This is a genomic window from Flavobacterium humidisoli, from assembly GCF_023272795.1.
GTDB lineage: Bacteria > Bacteroidota > Bacteroidia > Flavobacteriales > Flavobacteriaceae > Flavobacterium > Flavobacterium humidisoli.
In genome coordinates, this window is the sequence record NZ_CP096829.1 from 3814191 (window position 1) to 3837158 (window position 22968).

The following is a 22968-nucleotide window of genomic DNA, read 5'->3' on the forward strand; positions in this document are numbered from 1 at the left end:
TTTATGATCAACATAATTGTAAGGGAATGGAAGCGCATTCTGAGTTTGAAGGTTTTTTATTTGGTAATGCTCGTTGTTCCCGTAGCCTTGTTTTTCTTCTATGCTTTTATTTATCAGAAACAGGATGCTAAGAATTTAGCATTTGCGATTTGGGATGAGGATCAAAGTGCCATAAGCCGAGAGCTGATTTTTTTACTGGAGCAAAAAGAAACATTGCAGATTACGAGAAGAGTAAGCAGCGAAGCCGAAGTCAAAAAACTGATTCAAGAAGGGAAAATACTGGGCGCCGTACATTTTCCTGCAAATCTGCAAAAGAATATCTACAGCCGTCATCCGAGTAATGTGACTTTGTACACCAATGCCGCCGCGCTTGTTCCTGCTAAGTTAGTTTACAAGGCTGTCGCCGAAGTTGTAATTACAGGAAGTACTGGGCTAATTTTGCAGAAATTGGTAAAAACCGGAATGAAATCTGATCAGGCCATGGCAATTGCAAATCCAATTAGTCTGAGAACCTATCAGCTTTACAACCCAACTTACAATTATCAGGAATATTTGGTTCCAGGATTGATTACGGTGGGAATGCAGATGATTCTAATTATCAGCTCTATGCTGGCTTTAAATTATGAGCGGGTCACAGGAACGATGCACGAGCTATACGATTCATCAAGAGGTTCTGTAGTGGCAGTAATTATAGGCAAAACAATTGCTCATCTCGCCATAAGTTGGATTAATTTTATCATTATTACAGGGATTATTTTTCCATTTTTTGATATTGGCATTCCCGCAGCCACTGGAAAGTTTTTTGCACTATACACCATGCTTTCTTTGGCCTGTATTGGCATTGGCATGTTTATATCGGCTTTGTTCAAAGACGTGATGCTTTCAGGAGATGTAGCTCTTTTCTATACTTCACCCGCTTTTGTGTTCAGCGGATTTACTTTTCCAAGATGGGCAATGCCTTGGTACGATCAGTATTATGCGCTTATTATGCCTTATACTGCATTTCTAGACGGATTTTTTAAGGTGTATTATATGAATTTGCCTTTGAAATATGCTCAAGGAGAATTCGCCAAACTCTTGTTGTTTTGCTTGGTAATGTATCCAACAGCAATATTGTTGTTTAAGCGTCAATTTAATTCGATTAAAGATGAAAAAGAAACCGCAACAATCGTTGATTAGTCTCTTTTTAAGAGAAGCTTCGCAAGTAGTAAAGGATCATAGTTTACTGCTTACGCTTCTTATTGCTCCTTTGCTTTACGCTTTTTTTTACGGAAGCATATATATCAATAAAGAAGAGTTTGATGTAAAATTGGCCGTTGTTGATGATGATGGCTCCAGATTGTCACGTCTGCTGCAGCAAAATATAGACGATTCTCCGATAGTTGAATTGATCCATTTTTCTAATCTGGAACAGGCAAAGGAGCAGATGTATCAGGGCAATTGTCAAGGATATTTTTATATTCCAGAAGGTACAGAAGCAAATTTATTGAGTTTAAAACAAAGTAATGTAGTATTGGCTATCAATGCTGCAAGGTTTCTGCCTTCGAGTGATTTGTTATTAAATGTACAGCAAATATGCCTGACAGTTGGAGCAGGAGTACGGCTTCAATATTATCAAAAAAAAGAAGGAATGAGTACTACCATTGCTATGGAAAACGTAATGCCTGTAAATTTAGATTATCGTCCTTTATTTAATGAAAGATCGAGTTATGGCGCATTTTTATTGCCAGGATTGTTAGCTTTGATATTACAGCAGACATTATTAATTGGTTTGTGCGAAAGTGTGGCAGGCGAGCGGCAGCGTTTTCGCTTAGGAGAATGGCTCGGTTCGGGTATTTCTAATGGTATTTGGGGAAAAGGATTATTTTATCTGATACTTTTTTCTTCATATGGCTTTTTCTTTCTAAATGTAAATTACAAACTGCTTAATTTACCCATGAGAGGTTCTGGATTCGAATTGAGTTTATTGCTGCTTTTGTTTATTGTTACTTTAATTCCGATGGCTCAGTTTATTGGTTCTTTGTTCAAATCGCAATTGCTTTGTTTGCAAATGATGGCTTTTTCGACTTATCCGATTTTTTTGATTACAGGATACAGCTGGCCATTTGAATCGCTTCCGCTAGCATTACAGTGGCTGTCTAATCTTTTACCTACAACACCATTTATTGTTTTGTATACCGCTATTGTGCAGTCAGGTGCCAGTTTATGGGATAATCCCTCTGTTTTATTGCATCTTATACTGCTTTTTGCTTTTTATAGTACAATTTGTTTTATTCGTTTAAAATATTTGATGGGTAGAGGAAAAAGAATATAGAGGATAGAAAAAAGAATATAGAGGAAAGAGGAAAGAGGAAAAGGAGCTTTGAAACCTGCTGAATCTAATTGAGTGGAGTTTGTATAAAAAATGCTGGAATAAATCGCATTTTACGATTTGTTCCAGCATTTCTTATTTTGTTAATTACAATATTATAATACAACCAAAGGAGAAATTACACCAAGCATAATTCTTCCTGTTGTGTTATTGGATTGACCCAAATCTGTTTTGGCATAATCGCTGTAATTGTAGAATCTTGCGACATAAGTGGCAAAAAACTTTAAATTAAAGTTTTTGATCGGATAAAACTCTACTGTTGGAATAACACCCCATGCAGTACGAATTCGGTTGGAACTGACATTTGGATCAGGAATATCTTTCCAAGAAGCTTTACTAACCATGCCAATGGCCGAAATTTTCCATTGCTCATTTAGAGAATATACAGTTCTAAGCCAATGTTCTATATAATAAACATTTTCTGCAGCGTGATCTAAAACAGTATCTGGAAGTAAAGAACTCACAACTCCTGTTCGGTCAAGATCTTCGCTGCTCCATTTGAAATCATATTGAAAGAGCCATTTTTTAGTGCGAAACTGATTTCCTAATGCGGTATAATACATATTTACCGGTTTTCCATTTTTTGTGGCTTCCTGAAAAATACTGAAACTGTAAATGGTCTTAAATTTTCCATCTAAAAAACTTCCGTTCCAGTTTCCTACATAAGCGGCAGGAAATTTTGCTTCTTCAACATCAGGTACATTTTGATATAGTTCAGAAAAGGTTTTGGTTCTGGAATTTAAGATCTGTCCCGAAAAAACGTGATCAGCATTTAGTTTCCAGTTTACTTGAACTCCAGTCAAAAAGTTGTCCGAATTCTCCACAATATCATTGTATTGATAGATATCAATCGGATTCATATCGAACTCATAACCGCCCCAGTTTGCTGTCATTTTTCCAATTGCAATACTGGTTCTGTTGGATATATTATACCCAATAAAAGCCAAGTCTGTAGAACTACTGATGTTATCTGTAGATTGCGGTTCAGTTTCTTTGGTATATCGGTCTCTAAATCTAAAAAATACTTTATCCTTATACACTTTCCCTTTTACTTCCAATCTAAACTGGTTTACTTCAAATTTACTTCCAGTATATTTTCCATCTTCGATATAGGTGTTAAAACCCAATTGAGTATTGAAAATTAAATCAACATTGTTAAGCAAATCAACTTTGGTTGCTTTTATTAGGGGAGTTTTATGATTTAGAACGGTATCAGTCTGTTTTTCCTGCTGGGCATAGGCGCCAGCAGCCAGAAAAACACTCAAAATTATTGAAGTTAAGATACGCATAGTTTACAATTTCAATTGGTTTAATACTCAAAGAAGTATTCTTGGAGTTTTTTACTGTCCGTAGTTTGGGTAAGTCCCAACATTAATAGAATCCTAGCTTTTTGAGGAATTAGATCATCTGCGACTATGGTACCAAGCTTTTGATCATCGGTTTCGTCAAATAAAGTAACTCTTCCAGACGGTACTCTAGAAGCTCTTGCAACAGCAATTCCTTTTTTAACAGCGCTTGCGGCAGCATCTGAGTTTGCTTTATTTAGATTTCCGTTGCCTAAACCGCCAGTTACAATTCCTTTTACCCCAGAAGCTACATACGCATTTATTGCAGTTGCTGGCGCATCAGCGTATAATTCGACAACAGCTACTTCTGGTAAAGTGGTTAATCCTGTAATATCAAACGGAGTATTTTTATTGGTTTTTCTAATCGGACTTTCATAAAGTGTCACCTTTCCGTCATAAACCTGCCCAATTGGACCGCTGTTTGGAGCTGTAAATGCATTTAAGTGCGTTGTACTCGTTTTTACAGCATTTCTTCCCGTAAAAATATATTCATTAAATACCAGTAAAACACCACTGTGTGCTGCCTGTTTAGACGCTGCTAAAGTTACGGCATCATATAAATTCTTTGGACCGTCTGCACTTATGGCTGTTGCTGGACGCATAGATCCAGTAACGATTACAGGTTTATCATATCGTGCGGTCAGCGATAAAAAATAAGCTGTTTCTTCCTGCGTATCGGTTCCGTGAGTGATTACGATACCATCAGCTTCATTATTTTTATAAATTTCATTGATTCTTTTATTCAGCTTAATCCAAATCTCCACAGTCATATCCTGACTTCCTACATTTGAAATCTGTTCTCCAGAAATTTCGGCAACTTTATCAATTCCTGGAACCGCTGCGATTAAATCTTTTATTGGCAATTGTCCCGCAGTATAAGCAGAGCGATCTGCAGATGCACCTTGTCCGGCAATTGTTCCTCCAGTTGCAAGTATCTTAATTCTAGGTAATTTTTGAGCATAAATACCTGTTACTAATAAAACGGACAATAATAAAGTAAATAAATTTTTCATAGGTTTAATATTTTAATTTAAGCTTCTATTATTTTGTTGAGTTTTCCCAACTGGTTACATATTCCATTAAAATTTTACGGATATTTTTTCCAAGAATCAGATAACTATCAGTTGGAAGATTGGCAAGAGAAACCCTGATACTCCATTCAGGTCCAGCAAAGCCTCCACCATTTAAAAGGACAATAGCTGTCTTTTCGGCTAAACGGAACAATATATCAACGGGTTCAAAATTGGTTTTCAGCCAATTGGCAAAATCATCTCCGTAAAAGTGTTTTGCCGCTACCATAATATCAATTTCAGAATAATATCCAGCACGCATCGGATCTTCTAGAATTGGAACTTCTAATCCTTCCCATAATAAGCTAAGACGTTTGTGAATAATAGACTGAGTAAGCGTTTTATAAACATCCTGAGTATCTAATAAACAAAATGCAGAGAAAAGCATCATTTGAAATTGCTGTGGTAATGATAATCCTGCTGTGTGGTTTAAAGCTACTTGTCGGCTATCGGCAACAAGTCTGTCAATAAACTTGATTTTTTCTGGTTCTAATGTCAGAGAGGAATAACGATCGTGTAGTTCTTTTTTGAGAGCCGGACTTAAATTAGCAATCTTTTTATCGAAAATATTGTCTTGATGAATGGCAATAGTTCCAAGTCTCCAGCCCGTACAGCCAAAATATTTTGAGAATGAATATACTGTGATGGTATTTTGTGGAATAATAGCCATTAACGATCTAAAATTATTAACGAAAGTTCCATAAACGTCATCTGTAATAACCATCAAACCAGGGTTATGATTTTTTACTATATCAGCGATATAATTTAAAGTATCTGTACTCATTGCCGAAGATGGTGGATTGCTCGGATTTACCACAAAAGCCACTTTAACCGCTGGGTCTTTAAGTTTATCTAATTCAGAATTTGGATATTGCCAGGTATGGAATCCGTTTTCGCCAACTCCGCTTGCTTCTACATAAACTACATCAAATTTGTATCGATCTAATTCCGGAATTTCGATGTAGGGCGTAAAAGTAGGCGTAAGCAAAGCTATTTTATCACCACGCTCAGTAAGGTGGTTTTGCATAAGCGAATCAAAAATATAACACATTGCCGCAGTTCCGCCTTCAACGGCAAAAATGTCAAATTTGCCTTTATCATTTCCCGCACCGCACATTTCTTGCACCAAATAATCGTGCACAATAATTTCTATTTGGCTTAGCATACGATCTGGAACGGGATAGTTGAACCCAATTACAGCTTCTATCCATTCACGAATCCACGCATCACCATCAAAATCATGTTTGTCTACACCATAATGATATGTTTTTTCTAAAAGTGCAGCTGCAGGAGTATCTTTATGTTTCAATAAAAAGGCTTCAAAACGAGCTGCCACTCCGCTTTTGTTTTGTACAATTCCTGCCAGTATGCCTTGTTCTTCCATAACATTGCGACATTCTTCTAATGCAAATTGTCCGAAAAGGAAAAAAGCTTCTCTAGGAACTGTAGCAATCCAGTTTGGGTTTCCTCTTCCAGCGTTCAGTGTTATCGCTGTAGATTTAAGTGCGCTTTCATCTGCCAAATGAATTAATTCATTTTTAATTTCAAATGGGCTGAGGGTTTGAAGTGTTTTTTCTACCTCTCTTGATGTTTTTATTTTTGAAATATCAATTGCCATGACTAAAATGTTTAGAGATTATATAAAAAATTCGACTAACTCATGATTAAAATAATGACGACGCCCCATATAATGAGCAACGTATTACCAACGGCATAGGTCACGGTATAACCCAATGCAGGGGTTTTGCTTTTTACGGCATCTTGCAAAGCTCCAAGGGCGGCAGTAGTTGTTCTTGCCCCAGCAGCACACCCTAAAGTTATAATAGGATGGAATTTGAAAATGTATCTTCCTATAAGAAGTCCGAGGATTAACGGAATTGCTGTTGCTGCCGCACCTGCAATAAAAAGTCCCCATCCGGCTTCTTGAAATCCGACAATAAAACTTGGCCCCGCTGTAATACCCACTACAGCGATAAATATGTTTAATCCAACATTATTCATAATCCACAAGGCAGGTTCTGGAATTCGTCCAAAAGTAGGATGCTGACCTCTTAGCCATCCGAAGAAAAGTCCAGATATTAATGCACCTCCACTGGTACTAAGGCTTATTGGCACTCCGCCAACTTTAATGGTTAATGCGCCAAGTAGTCCTCCTAATACTATTCCTAAACCAACAAATGCCATATCGGTAGAGTTTGTAGGACGATCGGGATAACCGATATGTGTTGCAACTTGATCTACGTCTCGTTTAATGCCAATCAGTTCGATCATATCTCCTTTTTGAAGAACAGTATTTGGCAAAATTGGCATCTGGATTCCAGACCTTTTTAAAGATCTTACAACAACGCCATGCATATATTTTAAATGACGCAAATCGGCAATGGTTTTGTTGATGACTTCTTTTTTTACAATTAGCACGCTTAGAACTTCTACTGGAAAATTAAGAAGTTCTATATCTAGCACTTCTTTTTCATTTACAGCGACATAATTCATCATGTATTCTCTTCTTCCGCCGAGTGCAACAACATCATTTTCTTTAATTATAAATTCTGGAGAAGCGTCTATAATTTCTTTTCCTCTTCGAATTCGCTGTATAAACAAACGTCTGCCTTTGCTTTCCAATTCATTTTCGACATCTGCAACTGTTTTGTTGTTAGCATAAGAATGTGCGGCAATCTGATAGGCATTGTATATGACACGATCGTAAGCAGAGGCAATACTTGGATCATCGCCAATTGCATCTCCTCCAAGTTGGATTTCGAGTTCTTTTGCTTTTTCAACTAAATTGCCACCTAACAATTTTGGTCCGATAGAAGCCAATAACCAAGCAGATCCGGCTGTTCCGAAAATATAAGTTACAGCATAAGCAACTGGTATTTTGTTAATTAATGCCGCTTTTTGATCAGCAGGAATTCCCAACTGATTGATAGTGTCTGATGCAACACCAATAACGGCAGAGATGGTTTGAGAACCCGCAAGCATACCAGCGGTCAGCCCCATATCGTAACCCATGATTTTGCCTATCAGATACGGACAGATCAGGCACAAGACACATACTACCGCGGCATAAAGCATTTGAGGAAGTCCATCTTTTTTTAATCCTCCAAAAAATTGAGGTCCAACGCTATAGCCGACAGCGAAAAGAAACATGAGGAAAAAGACAGATTTAACATTGGGAGAAATTACAATGTCTAGTTGTCCTACTAGTACCCCAACAAGCAAAACACTGGTAACAGTTCCTAAAGAAAAGCTTCCAATTTTAAACTTTCCGATGAAGTAACCTAGAGACAAGGTGAGAAAGATGGCTAGCTCGGGATAATCTTTTAATGTAGTAATAATCCAATCCATAATTAGTGGTTTTAGTTTAGATCTATTAATAATTGATTATGAAAATCGCAGAAGTAGGAGAAGATGGGGGAGGCTTGTAAAAGAAGGTTGTTTTTTACGTCTTTCAAATATATGTCACAAACTGAGAATAATTGTACAAAATGGAAGAAGGAGATGTTTCATATTATAATTTGCAACAAAGTAAAATGAAACTTTATGTTGCAAATTTTTGTTTTTATGTGTTGTAAATCAGGTATTTGTGATATTGGAACGAAGAAGGAATTTAAGCGTAACAGCTGTGATGGCAATGCTTGACAAAGAAAAAGACTGTTTTTTATTCCTTGAACGAACAGTCAAAGAAAAAAAGAAATCATTAAAAAGTTTGAATAGCAAAATATTTAATAGTAATGTGCTTTGTTGTTAAAAATGAACAAGTTATATCTATTTTCAAGAAAAAAAACACGATTTTCTTTATTTCTCAGTTATGCGTATATTTGAGAGAATAAAAAAATAAAAGCCATTATGAAGAAAATAGGATTTTTATCATTTGGGCATTGGTCTAATCATCCATCATATAAAACTCGTACAGCGGCAGATACCCTGTTGCAATCTATTGATTTAGCAGTAGCAGCTGAGGAAATAGGCATCGATGGCGCTTATTTTCGAGTGCATCATTTTGCACAGCAGTTAGCTTCTCCTTTTCCTTTGCTTGCGGCTATAGGCGCAAAGACAAGCAAAATAGAGATCGGAACAGGTGTGATCGACATGCGGTACGAAAACCCAATGTATATGGTAGAAGATGCTGGATCTGCTGATTTGATATCAGGAGGACGTTTACAGTTAGGAATAAGCAGAGGATCACCGGAACAAGTTATAGACGGTTGGAGTTATTTTGGTTACGAACCTGCTGCAGGTGAAACCGATGCTGATATGGGCCGTAAAAAAGCTTTGGAGTTTTTGGATAAGCTTAACGGAGAAGGATTTGCAGAACCAAATCCGTACCCAATGTTTCCAAATCCGCCTGGATTATTGCGTATCGAACCGCATTCTGAAGGATTAAGAGAAAGAATCTGGTGGGGAGCTGCATCGAATGCAACTGCTGTTTGGGCAGCCGAAAACGGAATGCATCTTCAGAGTTCCACGCTTAAGTATGATGAAAACGGAAAACCTTTTCATGTTCAGCAAGCCGAACAGATAAGATTGTATAAAGAGGCTTGGAAAAATGCAGGCCATCAGCGTGAAGCGAGAGTTTCGGTAAGTCGTTCGATATTTGCATTGGTCAATGAGCAGGATAGATATTATTTTGGCGGACAAGCTAAAGGCAATGATAGTTTTGGTTATATCGAGCAAGACAAAAGAGCCATCTTTGGTAAAAGCTATGCAGCAGAACCCGATAAACTAATTGAAGAACTTGCTCAAGATGAAGCTATTCAAGAAGCGGATACTTTATTGCTCACTATTCCGAATACTATAGGTGTAGATTACAATATTCATATTTTGTCTTCTATTTTAGAACACGTTGCACCTGCATTGGGCTGGCGATAAGTTTGATAAAAGAATGAAAATAGCCCTCTGTTTATGGAGGGCTTTTTTATGAAATAATAGTAACTAATCTCTATTAGCATCATTTGCTTGTCGAATTGCTTTTGCATCGGTTAGATTAAAACGATAAACAAAACTTAGGCGATATCTCGCTGCATTTGGAATACTATTATCTTTGATGATATAATCGGTTCCAGATGTAACGCTTTTGTATTGACGAAGATTAAAAGCATTTGTAACATCAAAAACAATAGTGGCTTTATCTTTAAGAAGGAGTTTGCTAAATCCGAAATCAATTGATTGTAAGGCTTCGCTGATAGTTTGCGCATTGCGTTTTTCTCCACGAAAGTTATAACGGCCTTGAAAACTAAATTTAGCGGGAAGTTTAATCTGCGTACTTAATCGAGCAGTAAAGTTCTGACTGCTGTAATTAAGATTTTGTTCCATGTAATTTCCTTTTTGTTTGAAGTGATAATAATTCATTTCGGCATTCACCTGAAGCCATTTTAGCGGATTGTATAAGGTTGATAATTCAATTCCGCTTCTTATTTCGTAATCAATATTTATCGGAGTTGTAAGAAAGATATCATCTTGTCGATACGTATAATCTTGAATAAAGCCTTTTTCGTATTGATAATAAAGCGAAGGATTCAGAGTAAATGTTTTCCAGTTTTTAAGAAATGCCATTTCAAACGCATCTGTATAGGAAGGATTTAAATCAGGATTTCCGATATATTGTGCATTTAAATCTGTGACTTCATTAAACGGGTATAAGGCATATAATGAAGGACGCTTAATGCGTTTGCTATAATTTAACTGTAATGTCGAAGCATCAAACTTATAGCCTAAATTGACAGTAGGAAACAGTTTGTTATAGTTTTTTTTATCGCTATAAGCATTTTCTGCATCTTTAATGGCAATATCTGTAAGCTCGGCTCTTAATCCCAGCATATAACTAAACGCATTGATTTTACTGCTAAATTGCATATAAGCTCCCGTTATGGTTTCGTCGTAATTTAAGGCATTATCAATATTCTGATAAACGACCCAATTATTGTTCTGTTGTTCTTCTGCCAGATAATTGCTAGCTACAGTTCTAATTTCAGTTTTTAATCCCAATTCTAAAGTAGAAAGACTATCAATTGGCTGTATAAAATCGGTCTTAGCCAGAAAATCTTTGCTGTTTCCTATAGAGCTTGTTCTAATGCCCGGATAAGGCATTACGTCCGGAAGTAGACGCTGTGTAGAAAGATCCCATTTTTTGTCGCTGTTCCACCAATCGTATTGAACGTCAATAGTCCATTTTTTTGCTTTCTGTTGGAATGTTCTTGTATAATTAAATTCAATTTGACTGTAATCACGTTTTTCCAATGATTTTCCGTGTCTTGTCAAAAGACTATCAGGTGTTGTATTGCCTAGATCACTATCGTATTGATAACGCAAATCGGTTTTATCATTATCATGTGTGGCGTTCTTTAAAAAAGCGGCTGTTATAGTTTGATGTTCATTAATAAAATAATCCGCACCCATATAAAGTAATTTTCCATCGTCGTGACGGTCTTCATTCTGCACGCGATGCATGTAATTTGGAGAAGTTGTGCTATTGGTTACCTGATCGGTTGTGTACAAACCCACATAATCGCTAGAACGAATACTGAAATTGGAAAAAATATTGATTTTGTTTGATTTAAAATTAATACTCGGATTAAGGCGGCTATCATTTGGCGAGCCTGCAACCAATCTAACCTGACCGTTAAAACCGCTTTTTTTATTCTTTTTCAGTATAATATTAATAATCCCTGCAGAACCCGCAGCATCATATCTTGAAGAAGGATTGGTAATAACCTCAATTCGTTCGATCTGATCGGCTGCAATCTGATCAAGCGCATTGCTTTGGGTAAGTCCAGATTGTCTTCCGTTAATTAATATCAAAACATTACTATTTCCACGAAGACTTACTGTTCCCGCAGCATCCACGGCGACAGATGGAACTCCATTTAATACATCATGAGCAGAACCATTTTGCGAAAGCACATCTTTACCAACTTCAAACACCTTTTTGTCTAGTTTTAAACTAACACTCGATTTTTGGCCACTAATTTCAACAGCTTTTAATTGTACAATACTGCTTATTAAATCAATTGTTCCCAAATCAATTTTTTGTTTTCCTGAAAAGAGTAAAGATTGTGTATGATTTTGATACCCCGTATAACTAAACGAGATAGTGGGAGAGCCAGTTGGCGCTGCATCAAGAGTAAATAAACCAAGATCGTCTGTTATGGCTGTAGCCAATGTTTTTGAGGTACTATCTTGTATGGTTACTGTTACGTAAGGTAGTGCTTCTTTTGTAGAACTGTCTTGAACTTTACCAGAGATAACGGTTTGCTGTCCTATTCCTAAAAACGGAATAAAAAGAATTAAGGTTTTGATTATTAGTGATTTCATTTTGATTGATTTTGTTGTACAAGATTAATTCATAAAAGAAAGCACTGTTTTCGAAAACATTCAAACGGCTCTATAAGCTTCTCAAAAGCATTTGGCAATTCGATATTTGTTCTATCTTTATCTTATGTATAAATCTTACTTTTTTATCATTTTACTTCTTCTAATGTTTACCTCGTGTAACTATTACAAAGAGTACGTTACAACCGATGTAACCTATGATGTTGATTACGATCATCAGAAGATGGATTGGGGTAAATCGGATAGTTCGAGTTTTAGATTCCAAACAGATGTTGAAATACAAAAACGAAAAGACACTTCTCAATCGTTAGGGCTTCAGATAAATGCCTTTGGTGCTTTTGATGTGTATTGGGATGGAGTTTTGATTGGGAGAAATGGTCAAATGGCAAAATCAGATCGTGTTGAGGTGCCAGGAACAGAAACATCTTATTATCAAATACCTAATAATTTGTCTAAATTGGGCAAACACACTGTTGTTTTAATTGGTTCACAGACCTACAATAGAGAAGCTGAGCGCGGTATTGATGTAAAACTTAAAGATTATCTGCTGCTTCATCGTTCACCGCTTATCGTGGTTTCTTTTATGAATATTATGGCAGGTGCTTTCCTTATTGCAGGCATCTACTATTTTTTTTTATATCTAAATAGTACTCGAAAAGAACTAGCAGTTTTGCTTTTCGGAATTATTTGCCTGCTTTTCTTTTGTCTGCTAATTATCGAATATGTCAAGTATTATTTAGAAATTCCTTATAATGAATTTTATACTCGTTTAAAGATTATTGGCTGGCTTACTTTTGCTATTTCAATGCTCGTGCCGTGGTATTTTATGTTACAGTTTGAATTTAAAAGAAAGAAACTAGTGCTGCTTTTTTTGTTCATTGTCCTTTTAGCAATTTATATTGGCTATTATGGTCATTATGATATTTCGGCAGCCTATTTTACTATAACTGCCCGTTTCTTTTCTATTGTAATCGCTATTGAAGCCGCCATTAGAAAAGCAAAAGGCGGACTTATAGTTGCAGTTGGTTTATTGGCAGGAGTAGTGGTCAATTATTTTATGTTTTATGACTTCGGATTGTTTATTGCTTTTACCATTTTGGTGCTTTGCATGCTCTATCTCCATACCATACGGACAAAGGCAATGGAAGAAGCTCATAATGCATCATTGCTGCTTTCTTCAAGATTGCAATTAGAATTGATCAAGAAAAATATTCAGCCGCATTTTCTTCGAAATACTTTAACCTCGCTGATCGATTGGATTGAAGAATCGCCTAAAGAAGGGGTTGTTTTTATTCGCGCTCTAGCGGAAGAATTTGATATAATGAATGATATTGCCGAAGACACACTTATTCCAATCAGACAAGAAATTGATTTGTGCAGAAGACATTTAGAAGTAATGTCTTTTCGTAAAGAAATTTGTTATGAATGGCAAGAAGAGGGAATTGAGGAAAATGAAACGATTCCGCCTGCTATTTTTCATACCATTATAGAAAACGGAATTACACATAGTCTTCCTCCAGAACAAGGTTGTATTGTTTTTTGTTTGAAATTCGTCAAAGAGAAGCAATTCAAACAATACACTTTATTGACTTTTGCTAAAAATCGTCAAGCGAAAAAAGACAAGCGAATAGGAACGGGATTTAAATACATTGAAGCTAGATTAACAGAAAGTTACGGTACCAATTGGTCTTTCGATTCTCATGCTGTAGAAAAAGGGTGGGAAACCATCATTAAAATTTTGGATTAAAATGAAAATACTCATAATTGAAGATGAAGCTCGTATTGCCAAAAGAGTAGAAAGAATGACGCGTGATTTCTTTGACAAAGACGTGCAAATTCTGCTTTCTGATTCTCTTGAAAACGGACTTTCGGTTATTGAAAATAATCCAATCGATCTTCTGCTTCTAGATTTAAATCTGAATGGAGAAGATGGATTTGAAATCTTGCAGACTTTTGTGGCGGGTTCCTTTCAGACCATTATTATTTCTGCCTATACCGATAAAGCTATTACTGCCTTCAATTATGGAGTTTTGGATTTTGTACCCAAACCTTTCGATCAAAATAGATTGGAGCAAGCCTTTACGCGTTATACCACACAGGGAAAACAATCGGGTGGAGATGTTCGTTTTTTGGCGGTAAGAAAAGCAAAGACGTTCAGACTTGTGCCTGTTAATGAGATTTTATATATTAAAGGAGCAGGGATTTATACCGAATTACATTTGGCCAATAACAAAATAGAATTACACGATAAATCACTTGAAGCTTTAGAAAAACTGCTTCCTGAAACATTTGAAAGAATACATAAATCGTATATTTTATGTTGGGAGCAAGCAGACAAAATTGTGGTAGAAGCAGGAGGAAAGTACAGTATGCAACTTAAAAATGGTGATTTATTGCCAATTGGACGTTCTAAGTATAAAGAGATTAAGAATAAACTGCTATAGTTTCCAGCACAGTAAAAGAGTTATCGCTACAGAAGAATGTACTTAATTTTTAATATTGATTTTTTATTAAACTTTAACGAATTGTCAAAAGAGAAGGCTAATGCAAAAAACGCATTAACAAATTAAAAAATAGCATTTTTGTGCATTAGGTTTTTGCCTAGTTTTATCCCTAGAAAAACACAGATACAAAGAGCCACAAAATGATAACAACCAAAAACCTTTTAATAAAACCTTATAGAATAGCGGATTCCGAATGCTTTTTCAAAAGTATAACTGATAACAGTGAATATTTGTATGATTACTTTGCGAACATGATTAAAGTGAATGATAGCTTAGAATCAACAAAAAAATATTTGGAGCAGAAAGAGAAAGAATGGCTAGAAAATAAAAGTTATGCTTGCGGTATATTTTCAAAAGAAAACAATGAATTTATAGGACATATATCTGTACGAGAAATCGATTGGAGAGTTCCAAAAGGCGAACTGGCTTATTTTATTTTAAAAGAACATAACGGTAATAATTATGCAGCCGAAGCATTAACGGCTTTTAAAAACTGGTGTTTTGCAACTAAAAAGTTTAATAGGCTTTTTATGAAAATTGCAGAAGAAAACGCCGCAAGCATTAAAGTAGCCGAACGTTCTGGATTTGTGTATGAAGGACTTCTAAAAAAAGATTACAGAAAAAGAGAAGAAGAGTTGACAGATATGAAAATATACGGATATACTGAAGATTTGGAACTCGTAAGAACGACTTCTCAAAATGCAGATTTCGCCAATTTAATTGTAAAACTAGATGAGAATTTAGCAAGCCGAAATGGCGATATGCAAGAATACTTCAACCAATTTAATAAAGTTGATGCCATTAAGCACGTCATTATTGCTTATATCAACGGAATAGCAGTGGGCTGTGGAGCTATAAAACAATTTGATAATGAATCTGTTGAGGTAAAACGCATGTTTGTTTCTGACGAATATAGAGGAAGACGCATTGCATCAAAGGTTTTAAATGAGTTGGAAAACTGGGCTAAGGAATTAGGTTATGCATCGGCCGTTTTAGAAACCAGCAATGTGCAAACAGAAGCAGTTGCATTGTATACTAAAACGTATACGGTTACCGAAAATTACGGACAATATGCTGGAATAGATACTAGTATTTGCTTTAAAAAGGAATTGTAGAAAGCCTTTAACTAATAACAACTTCGATGCTTTCATGGTAACAAATAGCATCGAAGTTGTAGGGTTTATTTTTTTCGGTTCAAATGTTTTTTAAATTGTGTTAAACACTATAGAGCATCCCAAGATGCGCTAGGATAGTAGATAGAGCTTGTTACAGGAGCTGTCCAGTAGCTTTGACTTCCTCCTCGGAAAGTATGAAGACTTACTGCATTTATATTTCGCTTAGCATCGTTGGTTACCCAGCGAATTTTTTCGTTCAATATCTCTGTACCGTTCACGTAATATTTTACGTATCCGTCAGTATTTGATCCTGTATTTAACTTCACAGATATTTGGCAGTTATAGGTAACGCCTTCCTGTATGTAATATTTCTTTCCGAAATCGTTACCATATTGTCCCGGCTGATCTCTATAATATACGTAAGGTTGAAGATAAGCACCGCTTCCTTTGGCTGTATTAGAACCGCTTGGACAATACCACATAAACCTTGCGCTACCGCCGTTTCCATCCCATGCAGCATCGCCACCCGTATTTTGGTCACCAATTAAGATGCCATATCCGCATTTACCGCCTCGGCTCCAATAAAATCCATTGTTAAATTTCATTTGGAACCAAACGGTATAAACGCCTGTAGACCATACGCCATATGAGGTGCACAATCCGCCTGGACAAGATAAGGTGTTGGTTTGCAAAGTGATCGTTCTTGCTCCAGCAGTTCCTTTTGCTGTTGTACCGGCTTGTATTGCGGAATTATTTGAAATAGTGTCTCTATTCGCGATTAAGTCAGAATCTTTTTTAGCAGTTTGGGACACATCTAAATCTTGCTCCTTTTCGCAGGAATAAAACACTAATGCTGCAGTAGCGAGCATACAAGATAATTTTATGATTTTCTTCATTTTTTAAATTTTAAGGTTAGTAAACAATTAATAGTTAGTAAAATAGATAGTAGTATTTTAAACCGAAAGTGTAAAGTTGATTATTAATAATTTATGCAAGGAGTAATAAAGTACGTTTTTACGTACACAGAAATCCAGCGTATGTACTTGTTAAGCATTCCAATACATAAGGCTGATGTTGAGAAACTTTTCGTCACAAGCAAAAATGTCAATAAATAGAAATCAACTTAGAAGAAATGTAAAAGAAAAATTATGGTATTTAATTTTATTTCAGATATCAAAAAAAGTTTTCCTACAATCACAATTTCGAGATATTTCTTTTATAGGATTTGCGCAAATTTTAACTTTTTGGAGATCCAAGTTTTGACAAATGTCTAAGCAGACCGATGCGCTATAGGAAGAAAATCAGACTAATTTTTATGGCTGTTATAAAACTTTAATGGTGTCCTTAAAATCAGAAAAAGGTCAATAAATACTTGGTTTGTTTATGTTGAGGATATGTTAGTGTTTATGCTTATATATTGATTATATTGCATTATTTTGTCTAAATTATCAAAAAATATGCCAAAATATACTATTTTTTTTACCGAAAAAATTTGTTTGTTTTGAAAGATTTAAATTACATTTACAACAAACAAACATAATCTTCAGACATGGTACAATTAGTTCAAAAGTATTTAAGTATAAATAATTATAAAGATCAAACAGAAGAATTTGAAGACCTATTTCAGTCTCATCCTGATTATCCCAGCTTATTTGCCATTACCGATACTTTTGATTTATTATCCATAGAAAATGTAGCTGTAAGAATTCAAAAAGAGCAATTATCTGAATTGCCAGATTCTTTTTTGGCTGTATACAAACAAAATATAGTGTTGGCAACTCAAAAAGAAGAAACAATAACTATTGAGTCAGAAGAGGAAGGAAAAAAGGTTTTACTACTTGATGATTTTGTCCAAGACTGGGATGGAATTGTAGCAGTTATTGAACCAAATGAAACTCCAAAATCAGCAAGCTTTAAGACAACTTCAAATTGGCATTATTATGCTTTAGCAATTCTTGCTTTGGTAATTGTTTCGTTTTTTTATAATAGTTATGGCATTAGCGAAATTTTGTTGCTCTTAACCTCAATTGCAGGCCTTGTTTTCAGCGTTTTTATAGTTCAAGAAAAACTAGGTGTTAAAAACGAAATGGTATCTAAATTTTGCAGTATGAGTCCTAGCGCATCATGTGACTCTGTAATTGGCTCCAATAAAGGAGAGATTAATAAATGGATTAATTTCGCAGATTTGCCTGTTCTTTTTTTCGGTGTTAATTTACTTGCGGTACTAGCAAATCCTTCTGGGTCAAGTGTTGTAATTGGATTTTTAAGTTTATTATCTCTCCCTGTAATTGCTTATTCTATTTATATACAAAAATGGCAGCTTAAAAAATGGTGCTTATTATGTTTGACAGTTTCCGCCATTATAATTCTTCAAAGTGCTGTTTGGGTTTTTATGATGCAACCATTTGTTTATAATGTATCTAGTCTTTTTCCTTATTTGTTTTCGTTAATATTAATTGTTAGCTCTTGGTTAGCTATAAAACCTATTTTAACAGGTAAAATGAAAGCAGAAGAAGAGGTAAACAAATTGAAAAAATTTAAAAGAAATTTCGGGGTGTTAAATTCATTGACCAAAGAGATTCCAGTTTTGGCTGGTTTTAATAAACTAGAGGGGCTTCAGTTTGGTAAAATTGATGCTGATGTAGAACTTTTAATTATTTTAAGTCCAAGTTGCGGGTATTGCCACAAGGCTTTTGCAGAATCTATGGAATTAATAAATAGATATCCAGAAAAAGTATCTCTTAAAGTTTTATTCAATATTAATCCTGATAATACGAACAATCCATATAAAATTGTTGTAGATCAATTATTGGAAATTAATAACAAAAATAAGGATTCGGTTTTAGAAGCAATTTCAGATTGGCACATAAAAAAGATCGGACTGGATAAATGGTTAGAGAAATGGAATTCAGGTTCGATTAGTATGAAAATAAATCAACAAGTAGAATTGCAATACGATTGGTGTCGTGAAAATAAATTTAATTATACGCCAGTGAAAATTGTAAATAATGAAATCTTTCCTCATGAATATGAAATAAGTGATTTAAGATACTTTTTAGGTGATTTTTCAGAAGCAAAAAGTTTAAGAAAAGTAGTTTGATAGTATTATAAAAATATATAAAAAATTCTTGCGCAAGAATAGACATAAACTTCAAGTGTCTTTAAGCAGATTGAAGTATTAACTAATATTAAAAACTATATACTATGTTAAAAAACATTTTAAAGTTAGACGGCGTTGCTGAACTAACTAAAACTGAAAAAAGAAGTGTTAAAGGAGGTTTGGCTTGTGTTGACGGAGTATGTCCAAAACCAGGTAATTATTGTTGTCCTCCTTATCCAGATACAGAAGAACAGCTTTGCAGACTAATTGGCACAAGTTGTCCAGGTTAAGAATTTCATATTCTGTTATATTTCAGATTAGGTGCTTTAACGTGACATAATATAACTATCGAAAAAAGAATTTCTAACATTAGAATATTAGAAGAGACTGTTTAGGCAGTCTCTTTTTTTTGTTTTAAAAAGTTTTGGCAAAGTACTGAAAACAGAAAATATCTTGACTTAAAAATATATTTTTAGTAGAAATAAATATACATTAGCTTAAAAAAACATTACAAACTACAATCATTCTTCACTGAAATATTTTAATGAAAAAATACGCATTAGCATTTTGTTTTGTATTACTATCGGTTTGCATTTTTGCTCAGGAAAACCAAGTTCCAGCCATAAAAATATATTTGGAAGATGCAGAAAATGGTAAAAATGTGAAGGATGCAAAAGTTACTCTTGAGGGTTTTGGGCTTCCAGATATTACTGCAGAGTATAATAAGAAAGATAAAAGTTATTATTTTAATGAAATTCCATTAAGGTATAATACCGTCATGACTTATCATGAAAAATACAACGAAAAAGGTTTTCAGAATGTAGAAGGATTACCAAACGAATTGAAATTCAGGCTCTTCAAACCAATTAAGGTGTCTTATGGATTTGAGTTTTTCTGGTTTCACTATTTTCCAGAGAAAAGTTATGTCGAAGATCCTTATAAACTGAGTATTTCATTGAATGATAATGATATGAATTATAATTCTTTGAGAGCATATATCAGCAAAAAAATTAAAGAGTTAAACCTTGAAATGGAATTGGTAAATCCTTTTTGGGAAGAAAGTAAAATAATGAAGTATAGCTTAACTTTTCCAAACCAAAAAGAAGCTTATCCTTTGCTTAGTTCAAAGAATACCAATGTCATAGATCATGAATATGTTTTTCCGTTAAAAGGAGGCGTAAGTTCTATTTTTCCAGAGCGAGAATATTCTAATACATCCAAGGATATTTGTTTTATTGTGCGAAAAAAAGATGGTTCAAAATTTAAACGATTTAATGATCCTATAATTAAAAAGTTGAAAGAAGAAAATTTTAATGTTTCCGCGATTGTTTTAAATAAAATAACAGGATACGACAACGCACGCACAAAATTAGAAAAGAGAGATAGGTTTAGTAAAAAGTTTAACTTAAAACACGATGTAGATTCATCAAAGGTTTTCTTTTATAATTTATACAACCAAAAGCCTATAAGGTTGTTTTTTTGGAAACGCAGATCACGAGTTAGCATCATGGAACCAGATCAGTTTCCTCAACTTCCTTTGTTTTTTCTTATATCAAATGATAATTTAGATATTCCAGAATATAGACCGAATACAGAAGGAGTGGAGTTTCAGAAAATTCCCATTCAAGATAAAGCATTAGGTCTTGGAATATTAGATCAATATGGATATTATCTCAATGCAAAATAACGCCTTCAAAATCATTATAAGTATTAATTAATTCTATTCAAAACATGACTTCTTTTTTCTTAATCTGTTTTTAGATAAAACACTTTCGTCAAAAAAAACAGGCTTCACACAATTTAAAAACTAAAAATAAATTGTATCTTTTATATCGTTTTTAAACAGATATAATAAAAAATAAATTATGATAAAGTCTATAAATCCTTATAACCAAGAGATCGTATATGAGGTTGCTGAATTTGATAGAAAAGATATAGAAAACGCAATTGATAAAGCTGATGCTCAATACGCGATTTGGAAAGAAATTCCCTTTTCTGAACGTTCAGTGCTAATGCAAGCAGCTGGTCAAGAGCTAAGGAAAAACTCACGCGAATATGCCGAGGTGATTACCCTAGAAATGGGAAAACCGATTACTCAGGCATTGGCAGAAGTAGAAAAATGCGCTGCTTTATGTGACTATTATGCTGAGAATGCTTCTAAGATGCTTGCCGATAAAATAATCGAAACAGAAGTGCATAAGAGCTATGTAAGCTACGAACCAATAGGAATTGTTTTAGCCATTATGCCATGGAATTATCCTTTCTGGCAAGTGATGCGTTTTGCAGTTCCGGCATTAATGGCCGGAAATGTTGCCGTTTTAAAACATGCCAGCAATGTAATGAAAAGCGCCATGAGCATTGAAAAAATATTTGATAGAGCAGGCTTTCCTGTAGGGTGTTTTACTAATTTGCCCATTGGAAGCAAAATGGTAGAAGAAGTCATTAAACATCCTAAAATCAAAGCAGTTACACTGACAGGAAGCGAAGCGGCAGGAAGAGCTGTTGCAGCTGTTGCCGGAAATGAAATTAAGAAAACAGTTTTAGAGTTAGGTGGCAGTAATGCTTTGGTGGTTTTTGCAGATTGCAACTTGCAGAAAACGGTTAAAACTTGTGTGCAAGCGCGCTTTCAGAATGCGGGGCAAAGCTGTATTGCTGGAAAACGTCTTTTAGTAGAATCGTCTATTGCAGAAGAGTTTACAAAAGCTTTTATAGAAGAAGTTGGCAAGCTGCGTGCAGGCGATCCTTTGAGTGAAGAAACAACAATAGGAACGATGGCAAGAGTTGACCTTGCTGAGGAATTAGAAAAACAGCTTCAAGATGCATTGGATAAAGGAGGAGAAGTTTTACTAGGGGGCAAAAGGAATAAAGCTTATTTTGAGCCTACTGTTATTGGGAACGTTACAACAGATATGTCGATTTTTAAAGAAGAAGTTTTTGGTCCATTAATTGGAATCACGACTTTTATGGATGAAAAAGAAGCTATTGCACTTTCAAACAATAGCCCATTTGGACTTGGCGTTACAATTTTTACAGAAGATTTTGAAAAAGCATTCCGTTTAGTGCCAAAATTTAATGAAGGAGCAGTATTTGTAAATGAACTAGTAAAAAGTGATCAGAGGCTTCCTTTTGGCGGAACTAAAAACTCAGGATATGGCCGTGAACTTTCGCAAGATGGCATTCAGGAATTTGTAAACAAGAAAACGGTTTACATTAATAAATATTAACAGAATAAGAAAGGTGTTTGAAACTCTCAAACACCTTTTTCAATTTTATGAATCCTATTTAACGGATTAATTATGTCGGAGTCGGGAAGATAAAAAATAGAGTTGTAAAGAAATAAGAAGCAGCCTATTTTTGCAATCGATCCAAAATATCCTAACGATGAATAAAACATTTTTTTCTAGTAGCCAAATTGGTATAGTATCTACCTTTTCGGAGCTTGTGCATACTGATTTTAAGGAAGAAATGAATGCATTATGTTGGCACAGAAATTTGAATGGTGATTTTAAAGAAATTGTAAATCAATTAAGTTTAAAAGAAAATATAACAGAAGTTTCTCCAGAAGATTTAATGGCACTTTCCTTATCTGAAAAAGGAAATATAGCCAGAGAAATAATCTTAAACGATTTGAAATTATTAACTGAATTTGGAGCTTCGCCCTCTCTTAATTTATTGAAGTGTTACGAGCGAGATGACGAGTTTGATTTCATATCTACAGATGTGTATTCGTTTCATGTTGATCGTTCGCCCATTGCAACAGATACTTTTTTATGCACTTATCACGGAGTGGCAAGTGATATTGTTCCTAATTCGCAAGCCGAACAGAAAATTTTAATTCCAGAAATTCGAGCAAAACTAAAAGAGCTGCATGATGGGGCAGAGGAAGATTTCGAAGACTTTTTAAAAGAGAATTTCTTTGACTTGCATTATCAGTTGCATGAAGATGCAGTACCCATTAATTTAGAACAAATGCATCTTTGGCGTTTGGCTGTCGATCATCCAAAACAGCAAGTGAAGCCTTGCATTCATAGAGCGCCAAAAGAAAATGATGGAGAATATCGGTTGTTGCTGATTTGCTAACTAAAGAATCTCGAAAAATCATCTTTTGAATTTAAGTTGAAATAAAGAAG

General features: G+C 34.9%; 17 protein-coding genes. 11 read left to right on the plus strand and 6 right to left on the minus strand.

The annotated features are described in order from the left end of the window. The first annotated feature begins 3 nt into the window (after nucleotides 1-3). Both M0M44_RS16375 and M0M44_RS16380 read left to right on the plus strand, forming a co-directional pair. On the plus strand, nucleotides 4-1179 hold the full coding sequence (locus M0M44_RS16375) for an ABC transporter permease (RefSeq protein ID WP_248726633.1): 1176 nt from the start codon (nucleotides 4-6) through the stop codon (nucleotides 1177-1179). Further along, entirely contained in the window at nucleotides 1148-2314 is a 1167-nt protein-coding gene (locus tag M0M44_RS16380; RefSeq protein ID WP_248726634.1) for an ABC transporter permease, read from the plus strand. Before M0M44_RS16375 ends, M0M44_RS16380 begins: the two co-directional genes overlap by 32 nt. 152 nt (nucleotides 2315-2466) lie before the next feature. Here the strand turns inward: M0M44_RS16380 and M0M44_RS16385 are convergent, their stop codons facing one another. From M0M44_RS16385 to aspT, 4 genes are read right to left on the minus strand one after another with little or no spacing between them, the layout of a single operon-like run. Further along, nucleotides 2467-3660: a porin gene (locus M0M44_RS16385; RefSeq protein ID WP_248726635.1), complete on the minus strand. Its 1194-nt coding sequence runs from the start codon at nucleotides 3658-3660 to the stop codon at nucleotides 2467-2469. 20 nt (nucleotides 3661-3680) lie between these two features. After that, a complete protein-coding gene (locus tag M0M44_RS16390; RefSeq protein ID WP_248726636.1) occupies nucleotides 3681-4730 on the minus strand; it encodes a type II asparaginase in 1050 nt (349 codons plus the stop codon). Nucleotides 4731-4758: 28 nt separating this feature from the next. Next, the gene (gene aspD, locus M0M44_RS16395; RefSeq protein WP_248726637.1) at nucleotides 4759-6405 is read right to left on the minus strand and encodes an aspartate 4-decarboxylase; all 1647 of its coding nucleotides are present in this window, start codon (nucleotides 6403-6405) and stop codon (nucleotides 4759-4761) included. A gap of 35 nt (nucleotides 6406-6440) precedes the next feature. Continuing rightward, nucleotides 6441-8135: an aspartate-alanine antiporter gene (aspT, locus tag M0M44_RS16400; RefSeq protein WP_248726638.1), complete on the minus strand. Its 1695-nt coding sequence runs from the start codon at nucleotides 8133-8135 to the stop codon at nucleotides 6441-6443. A gap of 501 nt (nucleotides 8136-8636) precedes the next feature. Here aspT and M0M44_RS16405 point away from each other — a divergent pair. Beyond that, on the plus strand, nucleotides 8637-9659 hold the full coding sequence (locus tag M0M44_RS16405; protein ID WP_248726639.1) for an LLM class flavin-dependent oxidoreductase: 1023 nt from the start codon (nucleotides 8637-8639) through the stop codon (nucleotides 9657-9659). A 63-nt stretch (nucleotides 9660-9722) separates the two neighbouring features. On the opposite strand, the gene M0M44_RS16410 is transcribed toward M0M44_RS16405, so the two are convergent. Further along, complete coding sequence (locus tag M0M44_RS16410; RefSeq protein ID WP_248726640.1) at nucleotides 9723-12101, minus strand: TonB-dependent receptor; 2379 nt, start codon at nucleotides 12099-12101, stop codon at nucleotides 9723-9725. 163 nt (nucleotides 12102-12264) lie between these two features. On the opposite strand from M0M44_RS16410, the gene M0M44_RS16415 reads away from it, so the two are divergent. From M0M44_RS16415 to M0M44_RS23850, 3 genes are all read left to right on the plus strand, one after another. After that, a complete protein-coding gene (locus M0M44_RS16415; RefSeq protein WP_248726641.1) occupies nucleotides 12265-13866 on the plus strand; it encodes a histidine kinase in 1602 nt (533 codons plus the stop codon). A gap of 1 nt (nucleotide 13867) precedes the next feature. Then, nucleotides 13868-14563, plus strand: a complete 696-nt coding sequence (locus M0M44_RS16420; RefSeq protein ID WP_248726642.1) for a LytR/AlgR family response regulator transcription factor — start codon at nucleotides 13868-13870, stop codon at nucleotides 14561-14563. A 200-nt stretch (nucleotides 14564-14763) separates the two neighbouring features. Then, entirely contained in the window at nucleotides 14764-15738 is a 975-nt protein-coding gene (locus M0M44_RS23850) for a GNAT family N-acetyltransferase (RefSeq protein WP_338030069.1), read from the plus strand. 107 nt (nucleotides 15739-15845) lie between these two features. Here the strand turns inward: M0M44_RS23850 and M0M44_RS16435 are convergent, their stop codons facing one another. Then, nucleotides 15846-16634: a polysaccharide lyase gene (locus M0M44_RS16435; RefSeq protein ID WP_248726643.1), complete on the minus strand. Its 789-nt coding sequence runs from the start codon at nucleotides 16632-16634 to the stop codon at nucleotides 15846-15848. 653 nt (nucleotides 16635-17287) lie between these two features. On the opposite strand from M0M44_RS16435, the gene M0M44_RS16440 reads away from it, so the two are divergent. From M0M44_RS16440 to M0M44_RS16460, 5 genes are all read left to right on the plus strand, one after another. After that, entirely contained in the window at nucleotides 17288-18838 is a 1551-nt protein-coding gene (locus M0M44_RS16440; protein WP_248726644.1) for a vitamin K epoxide reductase family protein, read from the plus strand. Between the two features lie 104 nt (nucleotides 18839-18942). After that, nucleotides 18943-19128, plus strand: a complete 186-nt coding sequence (locus M0M44_RS16445) for a hypothetical protein (protein ID WP_248726645.1) — start codon at nucleotides 18943-18945, stop codon at nucleotides 19126-19128. Between the two features lie 254 nt (nucleotides 19129-19382). Then, on the plus strand, nucleotides 19383-20525 hold the full coding sequence (locus M0M44_RS16450; protein WP_248726646.1) for a hypothetical protein: 1143 nt from the start codon (nucleotides 19383-19385) through the stop codon (nucleotides 20523-20525). A 178-nt stretch (nucleotides 20526-20703) separates the two neighbouring features. Next, nucleotides 20704-22062, plus strand: coding sequence for an NAD-dependent succinate-semialdehyde dehydrogenase (locus tag M0M44_RS16455; RefSeq protein ID WP_248726647.1), 1359 nt, complete (start codon nucleotides 20704-20706; stop codon nucleotides 22060-22062). Nucleotides 22063-22219: 157 nt separating this feature from the next. After that, entirely contained in the window at nucleotides 22220-22918 is a 699-nt protein-coding gene (locus M0M44_RS16460) for a DUF1826 domain-containing protein (protein ID WP_248726648.1), read from the plus strand. Nucleotides 22919-22968: the final 50 nt, after the last annotated feature.

What these genes read in the sequence shown, in the direction of transcription:
- M0M44_RS23850 (WP_338030069.1), top strand. Translation starts at nt 14,764, where the DNA reads ATGATAACAACCAAAAACCTTTTAATAAAACCTTATAGAATAGCGGAT.
- M0M44_RS16450 (WP_248726646.1), top strand. Translation starts at nt 19,383, where the DNA reads ATGAAAAAATACGCATTAGCATTTTGTTTTGTATTACTATCGGTTTGC.
- aspD (WP_248726637.1), bottom strand. Translation starts at nt 6,405, where the DNA reads ATGGCAATTGATATTTCAAAAATAAAAACATCAAGAGAGGTAGAAAAA.
- M0M44_RS16380 (WP_248726634.1), top strand. Translation starts at nt 1,148, where the DNA reads ATGAAAAAGAAACCGCAACAATCGTTGATTAGTCTCTTTTTAAGAGAA.
- M0M44_RS16385 (WP_248726635.1), bottom strand. Translation starts at nt 3,660, where the DNA reads ATGCGTATCTTAACTTCAATAATTTTGAGTGTTTTTCTGGCTGCTGGC.
- M0M44_RS16435 (WP_248726643.1), bottom strand. Translation starts at nt 16,634, where the DNA reads ATGAAGAAAATCATAAAATTATCTTGTATGCTCGCTACTGCAGCATTA.
- M0M44_RS16410 (WP_248726640.1), bottom strand. Translation starts at nt 12,101, where the DNA reads ATGAAATCACTAATAATCAAAACCTTAATTCTTTTTATTCCGTTTTTA.
- M0M44_RS16390 (WP_248726636.1), bottom strand. Translation starts at nt 4,730, where the DNA reads ATGAAAAATTTATTTACTTTATTATTGTCCGTTTTATTAGTAACAGGT.
- M0M44_RS16405 (WP_248726639.1), top strand. Translation starts at nt 8,637, where the DNA reads ATGAAGAAAATAGGATTTTTATCATTTGGGCATTGGTCTAATCATCCA.
- M0M44_RS16420 (WP_248726642.1), top strand. Translation starts at nt 13,868, where the DNA reads ATGAAAATACTCATAATTGAAGATGAAGCTCGTATTGCCAAAAGAGTA.
- M0M44_RS16455 (WP_248726647.1), top strand. Translation starts at nt 20,704, where the DNA reads ATGATAAAGTCTATAAATCCTTATAACCAAGAGATCGTATATGAGGTT.
- M0M44_RS16415 (WP_248726641.1), top strand. Translation starts at nt 12,265, where the DNA reads ATGTTTACCTCGTGTAACTATTACAAAGAGTACGTTACAACCGATGTA.
- M0M44_RS16445 (WP_248726645.1), top strand. Translation starts at nt 18,943, where the DNA reads ATGTTAAAAAACATTTTAAAGTTAGACGGCGTTGCTGAACTAACTAAA.
- M0M44_RS16460 (WP_248726648.1), top strand. Translation starts at nt 22,220, where the DNA reads ATGAATAAAACATTTTTTTCTAGTAGCCAAATTGGTATAGTATCTACC.
- M0M44_RS16440 (WP_248726644.1), top strand. Translation starts at nt 17,288, where the DNA reads ATGGTACAATTAGTTCAAAAGTATTTAAGTATAAATAATTATAAAGAT.
- M0M44_RS16375 (WP_248726633.1), top strand. Translation starts at nt 4, where the DNA reads ATGATCAACATAATTGTAAGGGAATGGAAGCGCATTCTGAGTTTGAAG.
- aspT (WP_248726638.1), bottom strand. Translation starts at nt 8,135, where the DNA reads ATGGATTGGATTATTACTACATTAAAAGATTATCCCGAGCTAGCCATC.